We start from the raw sequence: 15,904 nt of genomic DNA on the forward strand, positions 1-15,904 counted from the left end.
ATCGATATCTCAGATTAGACTGTTTATTAATTATTTTTGTAAGAAAAAAGAAGACAATGACGATCAACGTATATACAGAACAGACCCCGAATCCTGCTACAATGAAATTCATGGTCAATAAACTATTGATCAATGGCAGTGAAGATTTTGCATCAAAAGAAAGTGCAGAGCACTCTCCATTTGCTAAAGAGCTGTTCAAGTTCAACTTCGTAACAGGTGTGTTTTTCGCTAGTAACTTCGTTACCGTTACAAAATCTGAAGATGCAGACTGGGCAGATATCGAACCAATCCTGAAGGAGTTTGTTAAAGGTGCGGTAGAATCAGAATATAAAATCAAGGAAGAAACATCCGACGAAGCACCAAGCTTTGAGGGTTCAGATATTGAGAAGAAAATTCAGCAGATCTTGCACGACTATGTGCGTCCTGCTGTTGAACAAGATGGTGGCGCAATCAGCTACAAGTCGTTTGATGAAGGTGATGGCGTTGTAACCGTAGAACTTAGAGGTTCATGCAGCGGTTGTCCTTCTTCTACAATTACCTTGAAGTCTGGCATTCAGAACCTGCTTCAACGCATGGTACCTGAAGTGAAAGAGGTTGTTTCAGAAGCATTATAGAAAATCCTAAGGCATAAAAAAGACCCGCTTCGCGGGTCTTTTTTATGCCTATATTTTTAAAGCTACGCTTTAAAATGATTCCGAATAAATCCAAGCAGCTCCGCATCAATCCTGCTGTTTGTAGCCAATAGTTCCCTGGTCTCAATAAATTCGGCACCCCCTGAAAAATTCATCACTTTACCTCCAGCCTGTTGTATGATGAAAGCACCGGCAGCAACGTCCCAGGCATTAAGATTATATTCGAAAAAAGCATCAAAGCGGCCACACGCTACATAAGCAAGATCTACCGCAGCAGATCCAATCCTTCGCAAGCCATGACAGCTTCGCATCAACTCCGTAAATAAAGCCATGTATTGCGCCTGCTTCTCGAAATCATAATATGGGAAGCCCGTTGCAAGCAGTGTATCAGCAACTGCGGTTCTGGTAGAAACCTGAATGACTTTATTGTTCAAATAAGCTGCTCCACCTTTATAGGCATAGAACATTTCCCCACGATTGATTTCGTATACAACGCCAATCACCGGCTCATCATTGGCATACAAGGCAACGCTTACTGAATATGTCGGTATGCCATGTATAAAGTTTGTGGTGCCATCCAGCGGATCTATGATCCAGTTGTAAACCTCACCCTGCTTATTTATAGTTTGTTCTTCCGTGATGAAGCCAGATTCCGGCAGCAACTCAGAAAGATTGTCTACCAGAATACGTTCTGCTTGTTTATCCACATAAGACACCAGATCATTCAGCCCTTTAAACTCAACTTTGCTGCTGTCGAAAGACATTGATTCCTTGCGGATAAAATTACCGGTCAGACGAACAATGCCCAAAACCTGGGTGCATAACAATTCATAATCCATGCGTACCGATTTAGTAGTTAGCGTGTTTTTCCTTGTTCTTGATGGCGAATATTACCATAACCAGGCCAGAAATAAATAGAATAGAAGAGATCAGCTCCGCTTGTGTGAAGGCAATGTCTCCCACATGATATTTTGTATTCACACGAATAAGCTCGATTAAGAAACGCTCCAATCCGTTAAACATCAGGTAAATGCCGAACAGCATTCCAGGTAGCTTAATCTTGTGGCGGATTTGCCAAAGGATCAGGAATATCGCAAATGCCGCAATAACTTCATACAAAGGCGTTGGATAGACCGGTTGTGGCAATTCGAAGCAAAACTTACCTACACAGTTCGGGATCTTCACCCCTTCCATAGCAACGTTATTCGGATAGGTATAAGCCCAAAGCCAGTCTGGCATCCAGCTAAATGGTTTTGGATTTAAATTTACAATTCCCCAGTCACCGTCTCCAGACATATGGCAGCCAATCCGGCCAACGCTGTAAGCCAGCATCATTCCAGGACCACCAACATCCAGCATGTGCAACGGTTTAATGCCATTTTTCCTGGCAATAATGATTACCGCAGCGCCACCGCAAATCAATCCACCATAAAAGGTTAAGCCACTGAACGACAATAGCCCGCCAATTGGATCCTGTATAAAGGTATCCCAGTGTTCCAGGTTATCAAAAATCTTAGCGCCCAAAAAGCCCCAGACCGCAGCCCAGACAATCAGGTTGCCCATCAATTGATGTGGATACTCTGTTACTTCAACGTTCTTTGGTCTATCAAGCTTATGTTTATTCTTTTCCTGGATGTCCCAGTAAATGAACAAGCCCGCAAAAGCCAGTCCGCCGAGAATATTTCCTTTTGTCGACAGCAACACCGTTTGCGCATCGTAGACAAATAAGCTGTAGTTTATTAAGGCATAAACGAGTTTGTAGCCGATCAGGAATCCAAAAATTCCATTTATGACCATCTCTGTTGTAGTTGCCTTTTTCCCAATTACGTATGTCCGCTTTCTCGGATGTAAAATCCCAAGCGACTCCTTACGTTGCATTTCTTTCGTAAAAGCCCAATATCCGGCAATGAATGCCAGCGCAACAAAAACGCCAAAAGTATTAAATGGTAAAGGTATCTGAATGCCGAAAAGATATTCTAAAAAATGCGAAACGGTAGGGAACATATAATAATGTAGTTTATGCGAATATAGGATTAATGATGTAAAACAGCTTCTGCTTCGGCAACTTCAACCTCACCATCTGCAGTCATGGATAATAGTTGAACCATTTTAAGCTCATTCACCATCACGGGATCATATTTAGCTTTCACCTTCACATAGTTCTTGGTAAAGCCATGCATAAAACCACCTTTCTGGTCATCTTCAAAAAGCACTTCACCAACTGTACCGATTTGCGACTGGTAGAAAGCTCTTCTTTTCTTGTCAGATAAGATGTGCAGCATCTTACTGCGATCTGCTCGCGTACTGCCCGGAATTACGCCTGGAAGCTCCGCAGCAACCGTTTGTTCACGTTCCGAATAGGTAAACACGTGCAAGTACGAAACATCAAGACCATTTAAAAACTGGTAAGTATCTAAGAAGTCTTCCTGCGTTTCTCCGGGAAAACCAACGATCACGTCAACACCAATACAGCAGTCCGGCATTACCGCTTTAATTGCAGCAACACGTTCCGTGTACAATTCGCGACGGTAACGTCGTTTCATTAAGCCTAATATCTTGTTTGAACCGGATTGCAATGGAATATGGAAATGTGGCACAAAGCGTTTCGATGTCGCAACAAACTCGATGATTTCATTGCTTAATAGATTTGGCTCAATAGAAGAAATCCGGATCCGTTCGATGCCTTCTACCTCATCCAATGCACGTACCAGATCGAAGAACTTATCTTCCCGCTGGCCGTTACGAATGCCGAAATCGCCAAGGTTTACCCCAGTGAGTACAATTTCTTTAACGCCACTCGCTGCGATCTGGGCTGCGCGGTTCACCACATTTTCAATGGTATCACTCCTGCTGCCACCCCTGGCCAATGGAATCGTGCAGTATGTACAAGGATAATCACAACCATCCTGAACCTTAAGGAAGGTCCTTGTTCTGTCGCCAATAGAATAAGCGGCAATGAAGTTGTGGTTTACTTTCTCTATATTTTGTTGGTGGATAACCGCTTTCGGCTGTTTAGTCAGATCGGAGATAAATTCTACAATACGGAATTTCTCCGCTGCACCAAGCACCATATCCACACCTTCAATCTCTGCGATCTCCTGTGGTTTCAACTGGGCATAACAGCCTACAATCGTCACATAGGCATTCGGTGAATACTTCAAGGCTTCTTTAACAACCTTTCGGCACTTCTTATCTGCATGCTCTGTAACAGAACAAGTGTTAATGACATAGACATCTGCACCTTCGGTGAATTCTACAACCGAATAGCCAGCATCAGTAAACAGTCGACCAATGGAAGATGTCTCTGAAAAATTTAACTTACAACCTAATGTATAAAATGCAACTTTCTTCATTTTGAATGTGCAAAGATAGCCTTTTTTCTAATAATCAGTCATTCCAGCGATAGCTATCCTGTTCCAAACCAGCGAGATCAATAACACGGCTTACAACGGTTTGCGCCACCTCTTCTATGGTTTTTGGCATGCTGTAAAATGAAGGATTTGCCGGGCAAATGATCCCACCTGCTTCAGTTACAACTTTCATATTGTTAATGTGTATCAGGCTGAAAGGGGTGTCGCGAACAACGGCGATCAATTTTCTGCGCTCTTTCAGAACCACATCTGCAGCACGGGTGATCAGGTCATTTGATACTCCCGTAGCGATTCGCCCAAGCGTTCCCATTGAACAGGGAATGATAATCATTGTGTCAAACTTTGCGGAGCCGGATGCGAATGGCGCATTAAAATCCATTTTACCGTAGAAGTCAAACTTGTAATCGTCGTAATCTTCATTACCCAATTCAAAGCGCCACACTTCTTTCGCATTATCAGACATGACTACCCCTACGCGCTCAATCTGATCCTGCATTTGCGCTAAACCATCCAACAACAGTTTTGCGTAAATGGAGCCACTTGCGCCGGTCACGGCAACAATGATTTTCTTTTTTCTCATGAGTTAAAACAGATACATAAGCTATGCCATAAAAAAAGGGCCGAATACAAGTATTCGACCCTACATCTACCTATGAAAAACATACCCCCTAAAGGGTAAGCCCAAATGTAATTTAAATTTTCAATATACAAAGTTAAAAGGGTGAAAATTTCACACATTCCTTCCTAATTTGAGCAATATTTATAACGTATAGTAGAGCAACTCTCTTAAATCTACAAAACTGAAAAGCATTATTTCTCGTAAATTTGCGGCATGACCGATGCTGCACCATCAAACTTCATTGCTGAGAAAATTTTAGATTTTATTGAATATACAAATCAGAACATCTTCCTGACGGGAAAGGCGGGTACTGGTAAAACAACGCTGTTGAGAAAGATACAAGACAGCACAACTAAAAAGATGGCAATCCTGGCACCAACAGGCGTTGCCGCAATGAATGCCAAGGGTACCACCATCAACTCCTTCTTCCAACTGCCTCCAGGATCTTTTTTCCCCGGAGATATCAGTCTCGAAAACCTGCAATCGGGTATACTCTCCATCCAGTCGATGGTCGGTGAGTTAAGTTATGGTAAGGACAAGATGGACTTGTTTCGCCTATTAGAGTTACTGGTTATTGATGAGGTCTCCATGGTCCGCTGTGACTTGCTGGACGTTATTGACGCCATTCTCAGGAAGGTCAGAGGCACAAATGAAGCATTCGGGGGTGTACAGCTCTTGCTGATTGGTGATCTCTATCAACTTCCGCCAGTTACAAAGAGAGAAGAATGGTCGTTCTTGAACCGTGCGTATGCCTCCCCTTATTTCTTCGATGCTCATGTCATCCGCCGGCATCCGGTGCTTCAGGTAGAACTCACGGAAGTGTTCCGCCAAACGGAACCAGCTTTCATTAACATCCTGAATGACATTCGTAACAATACGATCACCGAAACCAGCCTTAAATTGCTTAATGAACGCTATGACCCGGAATTTCAGGCTACGGAAGATTTGAATCCAATCATCATTACTTCCCACAACGCGGAAGCAAACGCCATCAACAAACAGAAACTGGAAGCACTATCTGGGCAGGAATATACTTTTGAAGGTGAAATCACCGGCGCTTTCCGCGATCTTGGCCTGCAAGCAGAACAAACACTAAAGTTAAAAGCAGGTGCACAGGTGATGTTCATTAAAAACGATGTGGGCGGAAACCGCAGGTACTACAATGGAAAAATTGGCAAAATCAAGTCGATCTCCATTGATGCAACGGAAATCTATATTGCATTCCCCGGTGAAGAAGACATGTTGCTAAAGAAAAGCGCATGGCAATCTTTTGAGTATAAAGCCGAGGGCGAAGAAGATATAATGCAGCAGCAAGTTGGCGAATTCACACAGTATCCCATTAAACTTGCCTGGGCTGTAACCATTCATAAAAGCCAGGGACTTACCTTCGACCATGCGATTATTGACGCTGGTAAATCATTTATCGCCGGGCAGGTTTATGTGGCACTAAGTCGCGTAAGAACTCTAGATGGACTTATCCTTAGGTCAAAGATCAGCACAGAAAGTCTTCGCTCTAATCCGGAGGTGATCAATTTTATGAAACCTGCAACAGCTGAAGTCCTGAACAACAGTATTTCAACGGCCCAGGAAAGGTTTATCCTTCAGCTTGTGCTCCGGAACTACACCTTATTCAGTATCCAGGATGCTCTGGCAGCACTGCTCAACAACGCGGACCTGAAGAAAGCCAGCTTGCCCGAGCTTCAAATTGCCTTAAGCCAGATGGAGCAATCCCTGGAAAACCTGGGTACATTGCTTGCAAAGTTCCATACTCAATTGTTGTCACTTCATGAAACTAAGGGCTTTGATCAGACACAATTAAGCAACAGACTTGAAGCCGCTTTTCTTTACTTCAGCAAAGAGCTGACGACGCTGGTTCTGAACCCACTCAATAAGAACATTCGTGTAAAAGCAAAAACAAAGGTTCAGCAACACCTTCAGCAGCTCCTGATTAAGTTCAGACAAACCGTTGAGCACCGCCTATTGCAGATGCAGCAATCCCTCGAGCTATTGAAACAGCCCATTGCAGCAGATCAGTGCAAAACCTGGATCAGTAAGCAGAAAGCGCGGGTAATTTCAAAACCTGCTGCAGGTGCAGGCAATAACAACGCAGTAAACCTTCAGCTTTTCTAATTTCGGTTCACGCATTTCTAAACAAAAATCCATGAACACATCATTAAACAAGCGAAGCATATAACTGAGTTGACAACGCATCAGTATATGGCTACAAAGGGAATATAGACCTAAACGTTTCGGAAGGAACCGGGCGTCTGATGTATATTCTTTTTGAAGAAGTTGATGAAATGTGGTAGTTCTTCGAAACCTAAGCACCAGGCGATCTCGGAAATATTCCAATCTGTATGTTTGAGTAATGCACGTGCTTCCTGTAATATACGCGCCGCGATTAGCTGCGTCGTAGTCTTCTCCGTAGCTTCTTTCAGAGAACGGTTAAGGTGGTTTACATGTATGCATAGGTGATTTGCAAATTCCGCGGGCGTCCGTAGCTTCATTTGCTGCCTGGGCGACTCGATAGGAAACTGTCGTTCCAGCAGTTCAATAAACAAAGATGCTACCCGCAAGGAAGCTTTCTGCTTACTCAACGGATTAGATTGTGCAGGCTGAAACTTCAAGGCACTATGAATAAGCTCAAACACCAGACTTCGCAGCACATCATACTTGTACACATAATCCGTTGCGATCTCCTCAAACATCCGGGAGAAGATATTTTTTACGGCCTGACGTTGATCTGCATTTAAGGTATAAACAGCATCAGCGCCTGGTTTAAACACCGGATATTCCTTGAAATTGCCATACTGCTGGAAAAACGCCTCAGTGAAAATGCAAAAGAAACCACTTTGATCATCATCCAGAGACTCCCATGTGTATGGCACCTGAGGATTTGCAAATAGCAATGCAAACTCATCTATCACCACAGTTTTATCTGCATAGTAAATGTTGTTCCGGCCTTCAATAAGGCTAATCTTGTAGAAATCTTTACGGCTATACGGTATCGGTTTAGCGTGACAGCCCACAAAGTCATCCAGCATAAACACATTGAAGTGCCCCATCTCCTTCTGGAGGTTTTCGGGAATACAGTTCAACTTAGATTTGTAAAACGACTCGATACTTTGTGCTTTGTCCATCATTCGAAATTACTACAAATTAAACAAAAGAAGTATCCCTGCAGGTCCATGCAGGAATACCTGGCGTAAGAACACCTAACTACTGAAAGCTGTTGAGGTTGCCAACGCTTTTAGCACTTCCATCTCCTGTACGACATTTTTAATCTTCTGATCAACCATCTGATACGCATCATCACCCAAAAACAGATGCAAAGGTGCTTGATCAAGTGCTGCTGCCGCGATTAATACCGCTGCTGCTTTTTCAGGATCATTCGGCTGATTGCCATTAATCTGATCCTGATGCATGGATTGTGAAGCACGTACCGCAGCATAAGCATCAATCGGATTTGCGGGTACTGCTAGCGAAGCATCCAGGAAGTTAGTTCTAAAGTACCCAGGTGAAACGATGGTTACCTTGATACCCATTGGTTCTACCTCTGTAGACAGCGATTCCGATAAACCATGGACGGCAAACTTCGTTGCACAATAAATGCCAAAGCCGGGGAAAGTTCCGATGAATCCCCCTATAGAAGCAATGTTAAAAATGTGTCCGGAAGATTGTTTGCGCATTTGAGGCAACACATTTCGGATTACGTTCAGCATTCCAAAAACATTGATGTCAAAATTGCCCCTGCTTTCCTGATCACTTAACTCTTCTAGTCCACCCACTAAACCATACCCTGCATTGTTGACCACCACATCAATGCGGCCGAATTTCGAAATAGTAGATGTTAATGCTGCTGAAACACTTGCTTCATTGGTTAAATCCACCTCAAGTGGTAAAAACTGCTCGTGTTTGCCTACCTCCTTTTCGAGGTCATTGAGACGACGGGACGTTGCAGCCACACTAAATCCCTGATCAATTAATCTCTTAACTAAGGTAAGTCCAAGTCCTTTCGAAGCACCTGTAACGAACCATACTTTTTGATTTTCCATGTTATGCTAATTTGATTGATCACAAAGGTATGGCACCGAAATACCCTTGCCGATGCAATCATCAAACGATAAGCTGCAAAAATCAAACAAAAAAGGGTAGCCACTACAGCTACCCTCAACAACCTAACAAAGATCGTCTTATTTGATAAACAAGCTTGCTATGGCATTTACCTCAGCCATGGTCAACGTTTCATCGAATGCTTCTGTCGCAGCTCTTTCGCTATAGCCAAGGTTTCTGATGTTAACACCTCCCTGGGTTGTATTATCTTCACCTTTATAAACCGCATCTACTTGTGGTACTCCACTATCATTTGCACCGGTAATCCATGGCTTCATGGCTGTTAGGCCACCACCTGCGGGTGCACGGCGCATCTGGCGGATGTGTGAAGCATGACGAGCTTCAACCGAGTGAATTTGTAGTGCCGTTTGCAATACACCTGGTGCAGACATCAGGTTCACCGCCTGCCCCTTATAAGCTCTTACACCCGTATCTTCAAGCGCCTGTGCTACAGCAAGGAAAGTCTTATAATCTGAGAAAACCGTTGGGAAGGTACCCTTTGCGGTATAGTCAAAGTTAGCCGATGTAAATGAAACCGGTGTTTTACCCAATCCGGTGATTGCACCTTTTAAGAGGTTCACGTGTTGCATTTCGTGATCACAGATGGTTTTAATGGCACCAACGCCAGGACCTGCAGGAATTAATCCGTTTGTGCCTGAACCAGTGCGATAGAAATAATATTCAAGGTATTCTAATGTAAGTGCGTAGTTCAATACGTTTTCAACCGCTACCGGTGCAGACTGACCATAAGCTTTATTAAACATCGAACCTAAAGATAGTGGAATTGCAGCAGCGGCAATCTTGGCACCGAAGCAATAAAATTGCTTCATTGCAGCACGACGTGGACTCAGGCGTTCATAGATTTCGCCGTCTACTTTTTCTATTTCTGATAATATATTTACAATGTTCATGATTTCTGGTTTAAGAAGGTAAGTTATTGGCAGTAATTTCAGTTTTGATGTAGGCTTTTGCAATCGCTAGAACCTCTTTCGGTGTGCGTGCCACATCTAGTCCATTGGCATCAACAACTTCCATGTTAGCGAAGCTGCCATTTTCAATCAGGTCACGGATTAGTGCCGCATGACGAGCCTCTACAGAAACAATCTTACCAGCAAGCGTTAGGTAATCAGGAGATTTTATCAATTTACCAGCACCATTATAGGCGGATACACCCAGGTCTTCAAAAGCTTTTGCAGTTCCAAGGACCGAAGCCTTGTCATTAAAATTGATAGCAGAAAAATTAACCTCCAGCGCAGGAATGGCTTTGTCGCCCAATGCTGCTTTGAAGAAATCGCGGTGCGCCAACTCATGGTCCCGGATGTCTGTTAAGAAAATTTTCTCTGTCTCGGTCATGCCTGCAAAAGGCGTCTTGATAACTGCTTCGTAGAAAGCCGCTTCAAGTTGCTCAAGCGCATAAGCATAATTTAAGATGCCAATGTCGCCAGATCCCAGGTCAACCGCACCGGTTACCGGATCTACCATGTCGTCTTTTGAACAGCCTGCTGCAGTTAGTGCAACAACGGCCATACCGGCTCCTGCATACCGCAAAAAGGAACGGCGTTGAATCCCTGATTCTAAAATGTCTTGATTTTCCATTGCTTGGTTATTAATAGTTGGTTAATGTTATGCTTTCATTTACGCAACAACCAATGCCCTGGATTTACAAACAGAAATAATTTTTCCAATAAAGTTTTATCTTACCTTAGTTCCTGAACTTTCATGTAAGAAAATGACCTTAAAATCAACGCTCTTAAGCAGCTTCTTTATCCTGCTATCATTCACAATTTCGGCACAAACATTAAAAGAAAGTATAGCGCGCGACTTTACACGATTAGGCGAACTCACTCAAAAGGGTGACTATGCTAAACTGGTCGACATGTTACCCGAAAAAATGTTCGAGTTGTCCCCAAAGAAAGCCTTATTGAAGCATTGCACGTGGGCTTGTCAAATGAACAGGTAAAAGTCGCCATTCTGGATATGGAACTGCTGAACATCAGTACACCAGAGATGATCGATAGCTGCTATTATTCCGAACTAAGGTATACAACCAATATGTCAATGGTCTTCATTCCGCAGGAAACCGAAACTAAAGAACAAAAGGAAACGCGTTCAACAAGGACTGTTGCGGCCCTTGCAAATACATTTGGATCAAACAATGTGCAGTATAATGCTGAGAAGGACCAATTTAGCGTAATAGCAAGGAAGAAATCTATTGCGATATCTTCCAACAAGGGCCGCGATTGGAAGTTCATAAATATTGATGGCGCGCAGCGTCTTATACTCGAAAAAGTACTGCCTAAAGAAATTGTCGAGCGCGAGTTGGACTATAATTAATCTTCAAAAAGATACCCGCTAAGCGCCAGCCCTTTTGCAACACTCCTGAAGTTATCACCGGAATTAAGATTTACATGGGGGAAGCGTTGCATGAATAATTTCTGAATAGCACCGACCATTGATGTACCGCCCGTCAGGAAGAGGCTGTCGATTTTCGTGGGCTCTATTTTGTTGTCTGTCAGGAAATTTTCCAGGTAACCAGCAATCTGATCCACATGCTTACCGATGATTTGCTCATATTCAGCAAGCACGATATCCTCTTCAATGACGATGTCCATCTGATTATAACTGAACTTCGCGCGATCAGTAGCGGAGAGCTCAATTTTCGTGTACTCAATAGATCTGAAAACGGAATACCCCAGATTATGATCAATCAACGTAATGAGGTTCTTGAACTTAGAATCCTTCCCAGAGAAATAATAATAGTCCTCAATATCTTTCTTAATGCGTGGACCATTGAAGAAGTTCATCTGTTCCCAGGAACAGATGTTTGCAAACAATGATTTCGGTACCGTCAACCGCTTACCAGGTGTAGCTTCATACTCGGTATATTTTCCAAAATATGGCGTGCCACGCTCCCACATGAATGCGGCATCAAAACTATCTCCACCAATGTAAATACCACCAGTGGCCATCATGTCGTTCTTGCGGTCCTTATCTCCTACTTTGGTCGGGTCTAGAATCAGATAGGTAAAATCAGTGGTCCCTCCCCCTAAATCCGCAACAAGCACATGCTCCGCTTTCTTTAAAGTACGCTCATAAGCAAATGCAGCACCAATAGGTTCAAATTGAAACCTTAAATCGGTAAAGCCGGCAAGTTCCGCAGCTTTGGTAAGTCTTGTCTGCGCTAGGGTATCCTTTTGAACATTGTGATCATCGAAGAACACTGGCCTGCCAATTACCGCCTTATTGCAAGACTCACCAATCAGCTGGTCCGCACGGGTCTTAAGTTCACTGATGATGATGGCCACGAGCTGCGAGGCGTTATATCTGGCATTCTGAATGCGCGTTTCAATGAAGCTGCTTCGCGAAAGAATCTGCTTCACTGATTTGATAAACCGGCCTTTCATGCCTTCACTCAAGTACGCCGAAATCGCCTCTTCACCCACAACAAAGTTTGGACTACCATCGGCGTGGCGGTGCTCAAAAAAGTAAATCAAAGAGGGAATAATGATCGTATGCTGGATTTCAGCGGTATCTTCATTGTAAATTGCCAATGCCGAGTTGGTTGTTCCAAAATCTATTCCATACAAATACTTTCCCATAGCGCGTCCCCTTTAATTTTTTGAGGGGGCGAAAGTATAAAAAATTATGTTAGTAATGGATGCCTTTCTGTCTATGCTTGTGGATCCCGCAAGGTATTGTCTGTGAACAACTCGTTTTTAACCTCGGAGCTGAGCTGGATAAAGCGTTCATATTGCTTTAATGCATCAGCAATTACCTCATTCTTGTTAAAGTATTCGATGTTGTATCCTATCCTATTATCCCCAAAGTAGGTCTTTGGAATATAGGTCTTGTTACCATCAACGCCTGGAATGTTTTCTTCGTTCATGAGAAATTCAGATATGATTTTCGACTCCGTTCTAACCCCGTAGGTAAAATCTTCCAACTGCTCATGTTTGATGGTTAGCGCTATAGCTGTAGGCCTTTCTTTAGTACTGACGACCGCCGTTACACCCTTCGCATTAAACGCTGCAGCGAGCTCCTCAAGCGCAACTTTAACCGTGTCCTGCATGAAGCCATCCACCGCTTCCCGGTTTTTAAACGACAGGATTCGCTGTAGTCTCTCTCTCCAGAACTCACCAGACCAGTTGTTCGCAGCATGCGAATATGCCCTTGAATAGTAAATGTCGTCTATAACCAGACCTTTTACCAGACTGTAGCAGAACATGCACATGATTATAGAAAATGGCAGCGCGGTAATCAGCGTCATGGTTTGCAGTGATTCCAGTCCGCCAGCATTAAGTAGCACAAGCGACAGAAGGCCTAACAGCACGCCCCAGAAAACCATTTGCCATTTGGGCGACTTCATTGCATTATTCGTGGCAATATTGTTCATCACATAGATGCCCGAGTCAGCAGACGTAACGAAGAAAACAAAAATGATGAAAATTGCCAAAGTGCTGCTGATTCCAGGTGCAGGAAGCAGATCTAGGAACTTAAACAGCAGCTCATCGGCTCTATTCGCCATGGAACTCAACAGGCCGCTAGCGGAATTGCGGTCCAGCCAGGTTGCACTGTTTCCGAGTACCGTCATCCACAAAAAGTTAAAAGCGGTGGGAATGATTAGTACGGCTCCAATAAACTCACGGATGGTACGCCCCTTAGATATTTTTGCAATAAACAAGCCCACATATGGAGACCAGGAGATCCACCATGCCCAATACAAGACAGTCCAGTTGAAGAACCACTGCTGCGTTTCAGGTTCATAGGCATGGGTATTAAATGCCAGACTGAAGAACTGTGAAAGGTAATAGCCAATACCTTCAGATAACGAGCCCAGCAGAAAAACCGTCGGGCCACAGATCAATATGAACAACAAAAAAGCAAGTGCGAGAATGATATTTAGCTGGCTCAAAAACTTAACACCCTTGTTTACGCCTGATGTTGCAGACGCTATGGAGACGGTCATGATGACGAACACAATTGCCACTTGATAACTGAATCCGGCTTCCTTCATTAAACCGAGTTCGACAAGGCCTGCATTAAGTTGCACTACACCGAAACCCAAAGTTGTCGTTATCCCAAAAAACGTACTACATAAAGCGAAGGTATCGATTACATCTCCGGCAGAACCATTGATCCTATTTTTTAAGATCGGATAAAAGCAACTGCGTAGTGATAGTGGGAGCCGATATCGATACGTAAAGTATGCGAGTGATAATCCGACAACACCGTAAACTGCCCATGCATGGATACCCCAGTGAAAGAAAGTATAAAGTTGTGCATTCTTGGCGCGTTTAACTTCGTCAAGCGCAGCAAATGTTGGATCTGAAAAGTGACCTATGGGTTCTGCAACACCAAAATACATCAGTCCGATGCCCATACCTGCGGCAAAAAGCATGGAAATCCAGGAGAAGAAGGAATATTCCGGCTCAGAATCATTATCACCAAGTCGGATAGCGCCGTACTTACTAAAAAATAAGAATAATAGAAATAGTACGAAAATCGTTACCACCCATACATATACCCAATTGAGGTTGATGAAAATCCATTCCTGCACAACACCTAGATACAGCCCGGCTTGTTGCGGGAAGAAGCTGGAAACAAATGTAATGGCCAGTATAAAGATCAAGCTTGGCACCACAATACCCTTTTTGAAGGTACTCTTAGTAAACCATGTCGTTTTTAGCGCTCCCATAAATGTAAAGAAGCTACGGTGCGGGTTTGGCTTCCGCCTTAATCGCTTCCACACTGTGAATTACCTTAGACTTGTGGTCGTACACTTTCAACTTCACCTTGACGCCTCGGGCAGTTGGATTTGACAAGGCCGCCCCAGCAGCCGGCTCTATGATCGCTTTAATGCTGGCTTTCGTAATCATAAGGTTGTCCAACCCTTTTCGTTCCAACGTGAGGGTATCATTGGATTGATTTTCAATATCTAATTTAAACGCTGATTCATCTTCTATGCGGATCAACATCCTCGAATGCGCCGGTATAGCCTGCGTGATGGTTAAACCGTCCGTGCCTTTATTAATGACACCGCAACCGACTCCGAGAACACCGGTAATGACAAGGATTACGAAAAGGGCTAAATTGTGCTTCATGATTGATGGTTCAATATTAAACAGTGCAACTCCTATAATAAGATATCTGAAACAACTTTGTTTGCACATCCACCATTATTCTGAGCACGTTAACGGGTTAGTTCTTCAAAATAAGCGTGTTCTGGCATGATTGTTAGTAAATCGAGACAGCAAATTGCCACACCTTCTATGCTTCTAGCCCAAAACATCCGCATCAGCCGTATTCTAAAAGACACCTGGCAAGTAGATTTGATCATGATTGTCTCATGTACCGTCGCATACATGATTCGAGAACACCTCATTGCCAATAATTATGTTATCCCGGCGATCATACCAACCCTGCTTGGTACAGCAATCGCCTTTTTCATTGGTTTCAATAACAATCAGGCCTACGATCGCTGGTGGGAAGCACGAAGAATATGGGGTTCTCTGGTAAACGATTCACGCTCCTATGCGCGCAGTCTTTTGAATTATGTGGAGGGTGATCAAACCACAGTTAAGCGAATGATCTACAGACATATTGCGTTCCTATATGCCTTAAAAACTAATCTAAGAGGTGGAACGAACGATTGTAACGTGCGCTACCTGAATGACGAGGATAGATCATCGATAAAAGGTGCCACCAATCTGCATAATGCCATCTTGAACCTGCAATCTGCTGATCTGCAAATGCTTTCCAAGAATGGCCACATTGATGGATTTCGCTTTATTGAAATTAACGCCATGCTAGTCCGGTTCTCCGACAGCATGGGTATGGCTGAACGCATAAAAAACACCGTTTTCCCGACTACGTACTCTTACATGACCAAAGTATTCATCTGGCTATTTGTAGTCACCTTTACCTTAGTCATCAGTGAAAGTGCGGGTGTCGTGTCCATCTTCCTGGGCTGGCTGATCGGCTTTGTGTTTGTTTCCACGCAGATTAACGGAATGAACCTGGTTAATCCTTTCGTGAACAACTCGGCCAGTATCCCCTTAAATCAAATTACCCGAGGTATAGAGATCAACCTTTTGGAAATGATGGGTGCGGAAGATATTCCAGAACCTGTTAAGCCAATTAATGACGAGTACGTTCTATAACCGGGAAAA

At 43.5% G+C, this 15,904-nt stretch carries 15 protein-coding genes; 4 read left to right on the forward strand and 11 right to left on the reverse strand.

The genetic code is table 11. The features are described 5' to 3' along the window. Nucleotides 1–56: 56 nt before the first annotated feature. Nucleotides 57–614: a NifU family protein gene (locus tag IEW69_RS13880; RefSeq protein ID WP_188627473.1), complete on the forward strand. Its 558-nt coding sequence runs from the start codon at nt 57–59 to the stop codon at nt 612–614. A gap of 62 nt (nt 615–676) precedes the next feature. Here the strand turns inward: IEW69_RS13880 and IEW69_RS13885 are convergent, their stop codons facing one another. Genes IEW69_RS13885 through IEW69_RS13900 form a run of 4 tightly spaced genes read right to left on the reverse strand, consistent with a single transcriptional unit; the run spans nt 677 to nt 4,583 of the window. Further along, on the reverse strand, nt 677–1,471 hold the full coding sequence (locus IEW69_RS13885; RefSeq protein ID WP_188627474.1) for an inositol monophosphatase family protein: 795 nt from the start codon (nt 1,469–1,471) through the stop codon (nt 677–679). Nucleotides 1,472–1,481: 10 nt separating this feature from the next. Continuing rightward, complete coding sequence (locus tag IEW69_RS13890; RefSeq protein ID WP_188627475.1) at nt 1,482–2,636, reverse strand: prolipoprotein diacylglyceryl transferase; 1,155 nt, start codon at nt 2,634–2,636, stop codon at nt 1,482–1,484. 29 nt (nt 2,637–2,665) lie between these two features. Beyond that, nucleotides 2,666–3,985 carry a tRNA (N(6)-L-threonylcarbamoyladenosine(37)-C(2))-methylthiotransferase MtaB gene (gene mtaB, locus IEW69_RS13895; protein WP_188627476.1) on the reverse strand — a complete coding sequence of 440 codons (1,320 nt, stop codon included), beginning with the start codon at nt 3,983–3,985 and terminating at the stop codon, nt 2,666–2,668. Nucleotides 3,986–4,019: 34 nt separating this feature from the next. Continuing rightward, entirely contained in the window at nt 4,020–4,583 is a 564-nt protein-coding gene (locus IEW69_RS13900) for a UbiX family flavin prenyltransferase (RefSeq protein WP_188627477.1), read from the reverse strand. Nucleotides 4,584–4,835: 252 nt separating this feature from the next. Here IEW69_RS13900 and IEW69_RS13905 point away from each other — a divergent pair, with 252 nt between their 5' ends. Continuing rightward, on the forward strand, nt 4,836–6,752 hold the full coding sequence (locus tag IEW69_RS13905) for an ATP-dependent DNA helicase (RefSeq protein ID WP_188627478.1): 1,917 nt from the start codon (nt 4,836–4,838) through the stop codon (nt 6,750–6,752). Between the two features lie 110 nt (nt 6,753–6,862). Here the strand turns inward: IEW69_RS13905 and IEW69_RS13910 are convergent, their stop codons facing one another. From IEW69_RS13910 to IEW69_RS13925, 4 genes are all read right to left on the reverse strand, one after another. Next, nucleotides 6,863–7,765, reverse strand: coding sequence for a helix-turn-helix domain-containing protein (locus IEW69_RS13910; protein ID WP_308420592.1), 903 nt, complete (start codon nt 7,763–7,765; stop codon nt 6,863–6,865). Between the two features lie 72 nt (nt 7,766–7,837). After that, complete coding sequence (locus IEW69_RS13915) at nt 7,838–8,677, reverse strand: SDR family NAD(P)-dependent oxidoreductase (protein ID WP_188627479.1); 840 nt, start codon at nt 8,675–8,677, stop codon at nt 7,838–7,840. Nucleotides 8,678–8,815: 138 nt separating this feature from the next. Next, nucleotides 8,816–9,646 carry a ferritin-like domain-containing protein gene (locus IEW69_RS13920; protein WP_188627480.1) on the reverse strand — a complete coding sequence of 277 codons (831 nt, stop codon included), beginning with the start codon at nt 9,644–9,646 and terminating at the stop codon, nt 8,816–8,818. 10 nt (nt 9,647–9,656) lie between these two features. Then, nucleotides 9,657–10,331, reverse strand: a complete 675-nt coding sequence (locus IEW69_RS13925) for a ferritin-like domain-containing protein (protein WP_188627481.1) — start codon at nt 10,329–10,331, stop codon at nt 9,657–9,659. Nucleotides 10,332–10,676: 345 nt separating this feature from the next. Here IEW69_RS13925 and IEW69_RS13930 point away from each other — a divergent pair, with 345 nt between their 5' ends. Beyond that, on the forward strand, nt 10,677–11,069 hold the full coding sequence (locus IEW69_RS13930) for a hypothetical protein (protein ID WP_188627482.1): 393 nt from the start codon (nt 10,677–10,679) through the stop codon (nt 11,067–11,069). Here the strand turns inward: IEW69_RS13930 and IEW69_RS13935 are convergent. The 3 genes from IEW69_RS13935 to IEW69_RS13945 form a co-directional block, all read right to left on the reverse strand. Beyond that, nucleotides 11,066–12,334, reverse strand: a complete 1,269-nt coding sequence (locus IEW69_RS13935; RefSeq protein ID WP_188627483.1) for an Hsp70 family protein — start codon at nt 12,332–12,334, stop codon at nt 11,066–11,068. The genes IEW69_RS13930 and IEW69_RS13935 overlap by 4 nt on opposite strands. Nucleotides 12,335–12,405: 71 nt before the next feature. Next, nucleotides 12,406–14,430 carry a BCCT family transporter gene (locus tag IEW69_RS13940; protein ID WP_188627484.1) on the reverse strand — a complete coding sequence of 675 codons (2,025 nt, stop codon included), beginning with the start codon at nt 14,428–14,430 and terminating at the stop codon, nt 12,406–12,408. A 13-nt stretch (nt 14,431–14,443) separates the two neighbouring features. Further along, nucleotides 14,444–14,836, reverse strand: coding sequence for a hypothetical protein (locus IEW69_RS13945; RefSeq protein WP_188627485.1), 393 nt, complete (start codon nt 14,834–14,836; stop codon nt 14,444–14,446). A gap of 126 nt (nt 14,837–14,962) precedes the next feature. Here IEW69_RS13945 and IEW69_RS13950 point away from each other — a divergent pair, with 126 nt between their 5' ends. Next, nucleotides 14,963–15,895 carry a bestrophin family protein gene (locus tag IEW69_RS13950; RefSeq protein ID WP_229663626.1) on the forward strand — a complete coding sequence of 311 codons (933 nt, stop codon included), beginning with the start codon at nt 14,963–14,965 and terminating at the stop codon, nt 15,893–15,895. Nucleotides 15,896–15,904 lie beyond the last annotated feature (9 nt).

It is taken from the genome of Pedobacter quisquiliarum (genome assembly GCF_014642175.1).
Lineage (GTDB): Bacteria > Bacteroidota > Bacteroidia > Sphingobacteriales > Sphingobacteriaceae > Pedobacter > Pedobacter quisquiliarum.

Excerpts from the sequence above, each read along its gene's own strand:
- IEW69_RS13880 (WP_188627473.1), top strand. The coding sequence starts at position 57 with ATGACGATCAACGTATATACAGAACAGACCCCGAATCCTGCTACAATG.
- IEW69_RS13885 (WP_188627474.1), bottom strand. The coding sequence starts at position 1,471 with ATGGATTATGAATTGTTATGCACCCAGGTTTTGGGCATTGTTCGTCTG.
- IEW69_RS13890 (WP_188627475.1), bottom strand. The coding sequence starts at position 2,636 with ATGTTCCCTACCGTTTCGCATTTTTTAGAATATCTTTTCGGCATTCAG.
- mtaB (WP_188627476.1), bottom strand. The coding sequence starts at position 3,985 with ATGAAGAAAGTTGCATTTTATACATTAGGTTGTAAGTTAAATTTTTCA.
- IEW69_RS13900 (WP_188627477.1), bottom strand. The coding sequence starts at position 4,583 with ATGAGAAAAAAGAAAATCATTGTTGCCGTGACCGGCGCAAGTGGCTCC.
- IEW69_RS13905 (WP_188627478.1), top strand. The coding sequence starts at position 4,836 with ATGACCGATGCTGCACCATCAAACTTCATTGCTGAGAAAATTTTAGAT.
- IEW69_RS13910 (WP_308420592.1), bottom strand. The coding sequence starts at position 7,765 with ATGATGGACAAAGCACAAAGTATCGAGTCGTTTTACAAATCTAAGTTG.
- IEW69_RS13915 (WP_188627479.1), bottom strand. The coding sequence starts at position 8,677 with ATGGAAAATCAAAAAGTATGGTTCGTTACAGGTGCTTCGAAAGGACTT.
- IEW69_RS13920 (WP_188627480.1), bottom strand. The coding sequence starts at position 9,646 with ATGAACATTGTAAATATATTATCAGAAATAGAAAAAGTAGACGGCGAA.
- IEW69_RS13925 (WP_188627481.1), bottom strand. The coding sequence starts at position 10,331 with ATGGAAAATCAAGACATTTTAGAATCAGGGATTCAACGCCGTTCCTTT.
- IEW69_RS13935 (WP_188627483.1), bottom strand. The coding sequence starts at position 12,334 with ATGGGAAAGTATTTGTATGGAATAGATTTTGGAACAACCAACTCGGCA.
- IEW69_RS13940 (WP_188627484.1), bottom strand. The coding sequence starts at position 14,430 with ATGGGAGCGCTAAAAACGACATGGTTTACTAAGAGTACCTTCAAAAAG.
- IEW69_RS13945 (WP_188627485.1), bottom strand. The coding sequence starts at position 14,836 with ATGAAGCACAATTTAGCCCTTTTCGTAATCCTTGTCATTACCGGTGTT.
- IEW69_RS13950 (WP_229663626.1), top strand. The coding sequence starts at position 14,963 with ATGATTGTTAGTAAATCGAGACAGCAAATTGCCACACCTTCTATGCTT.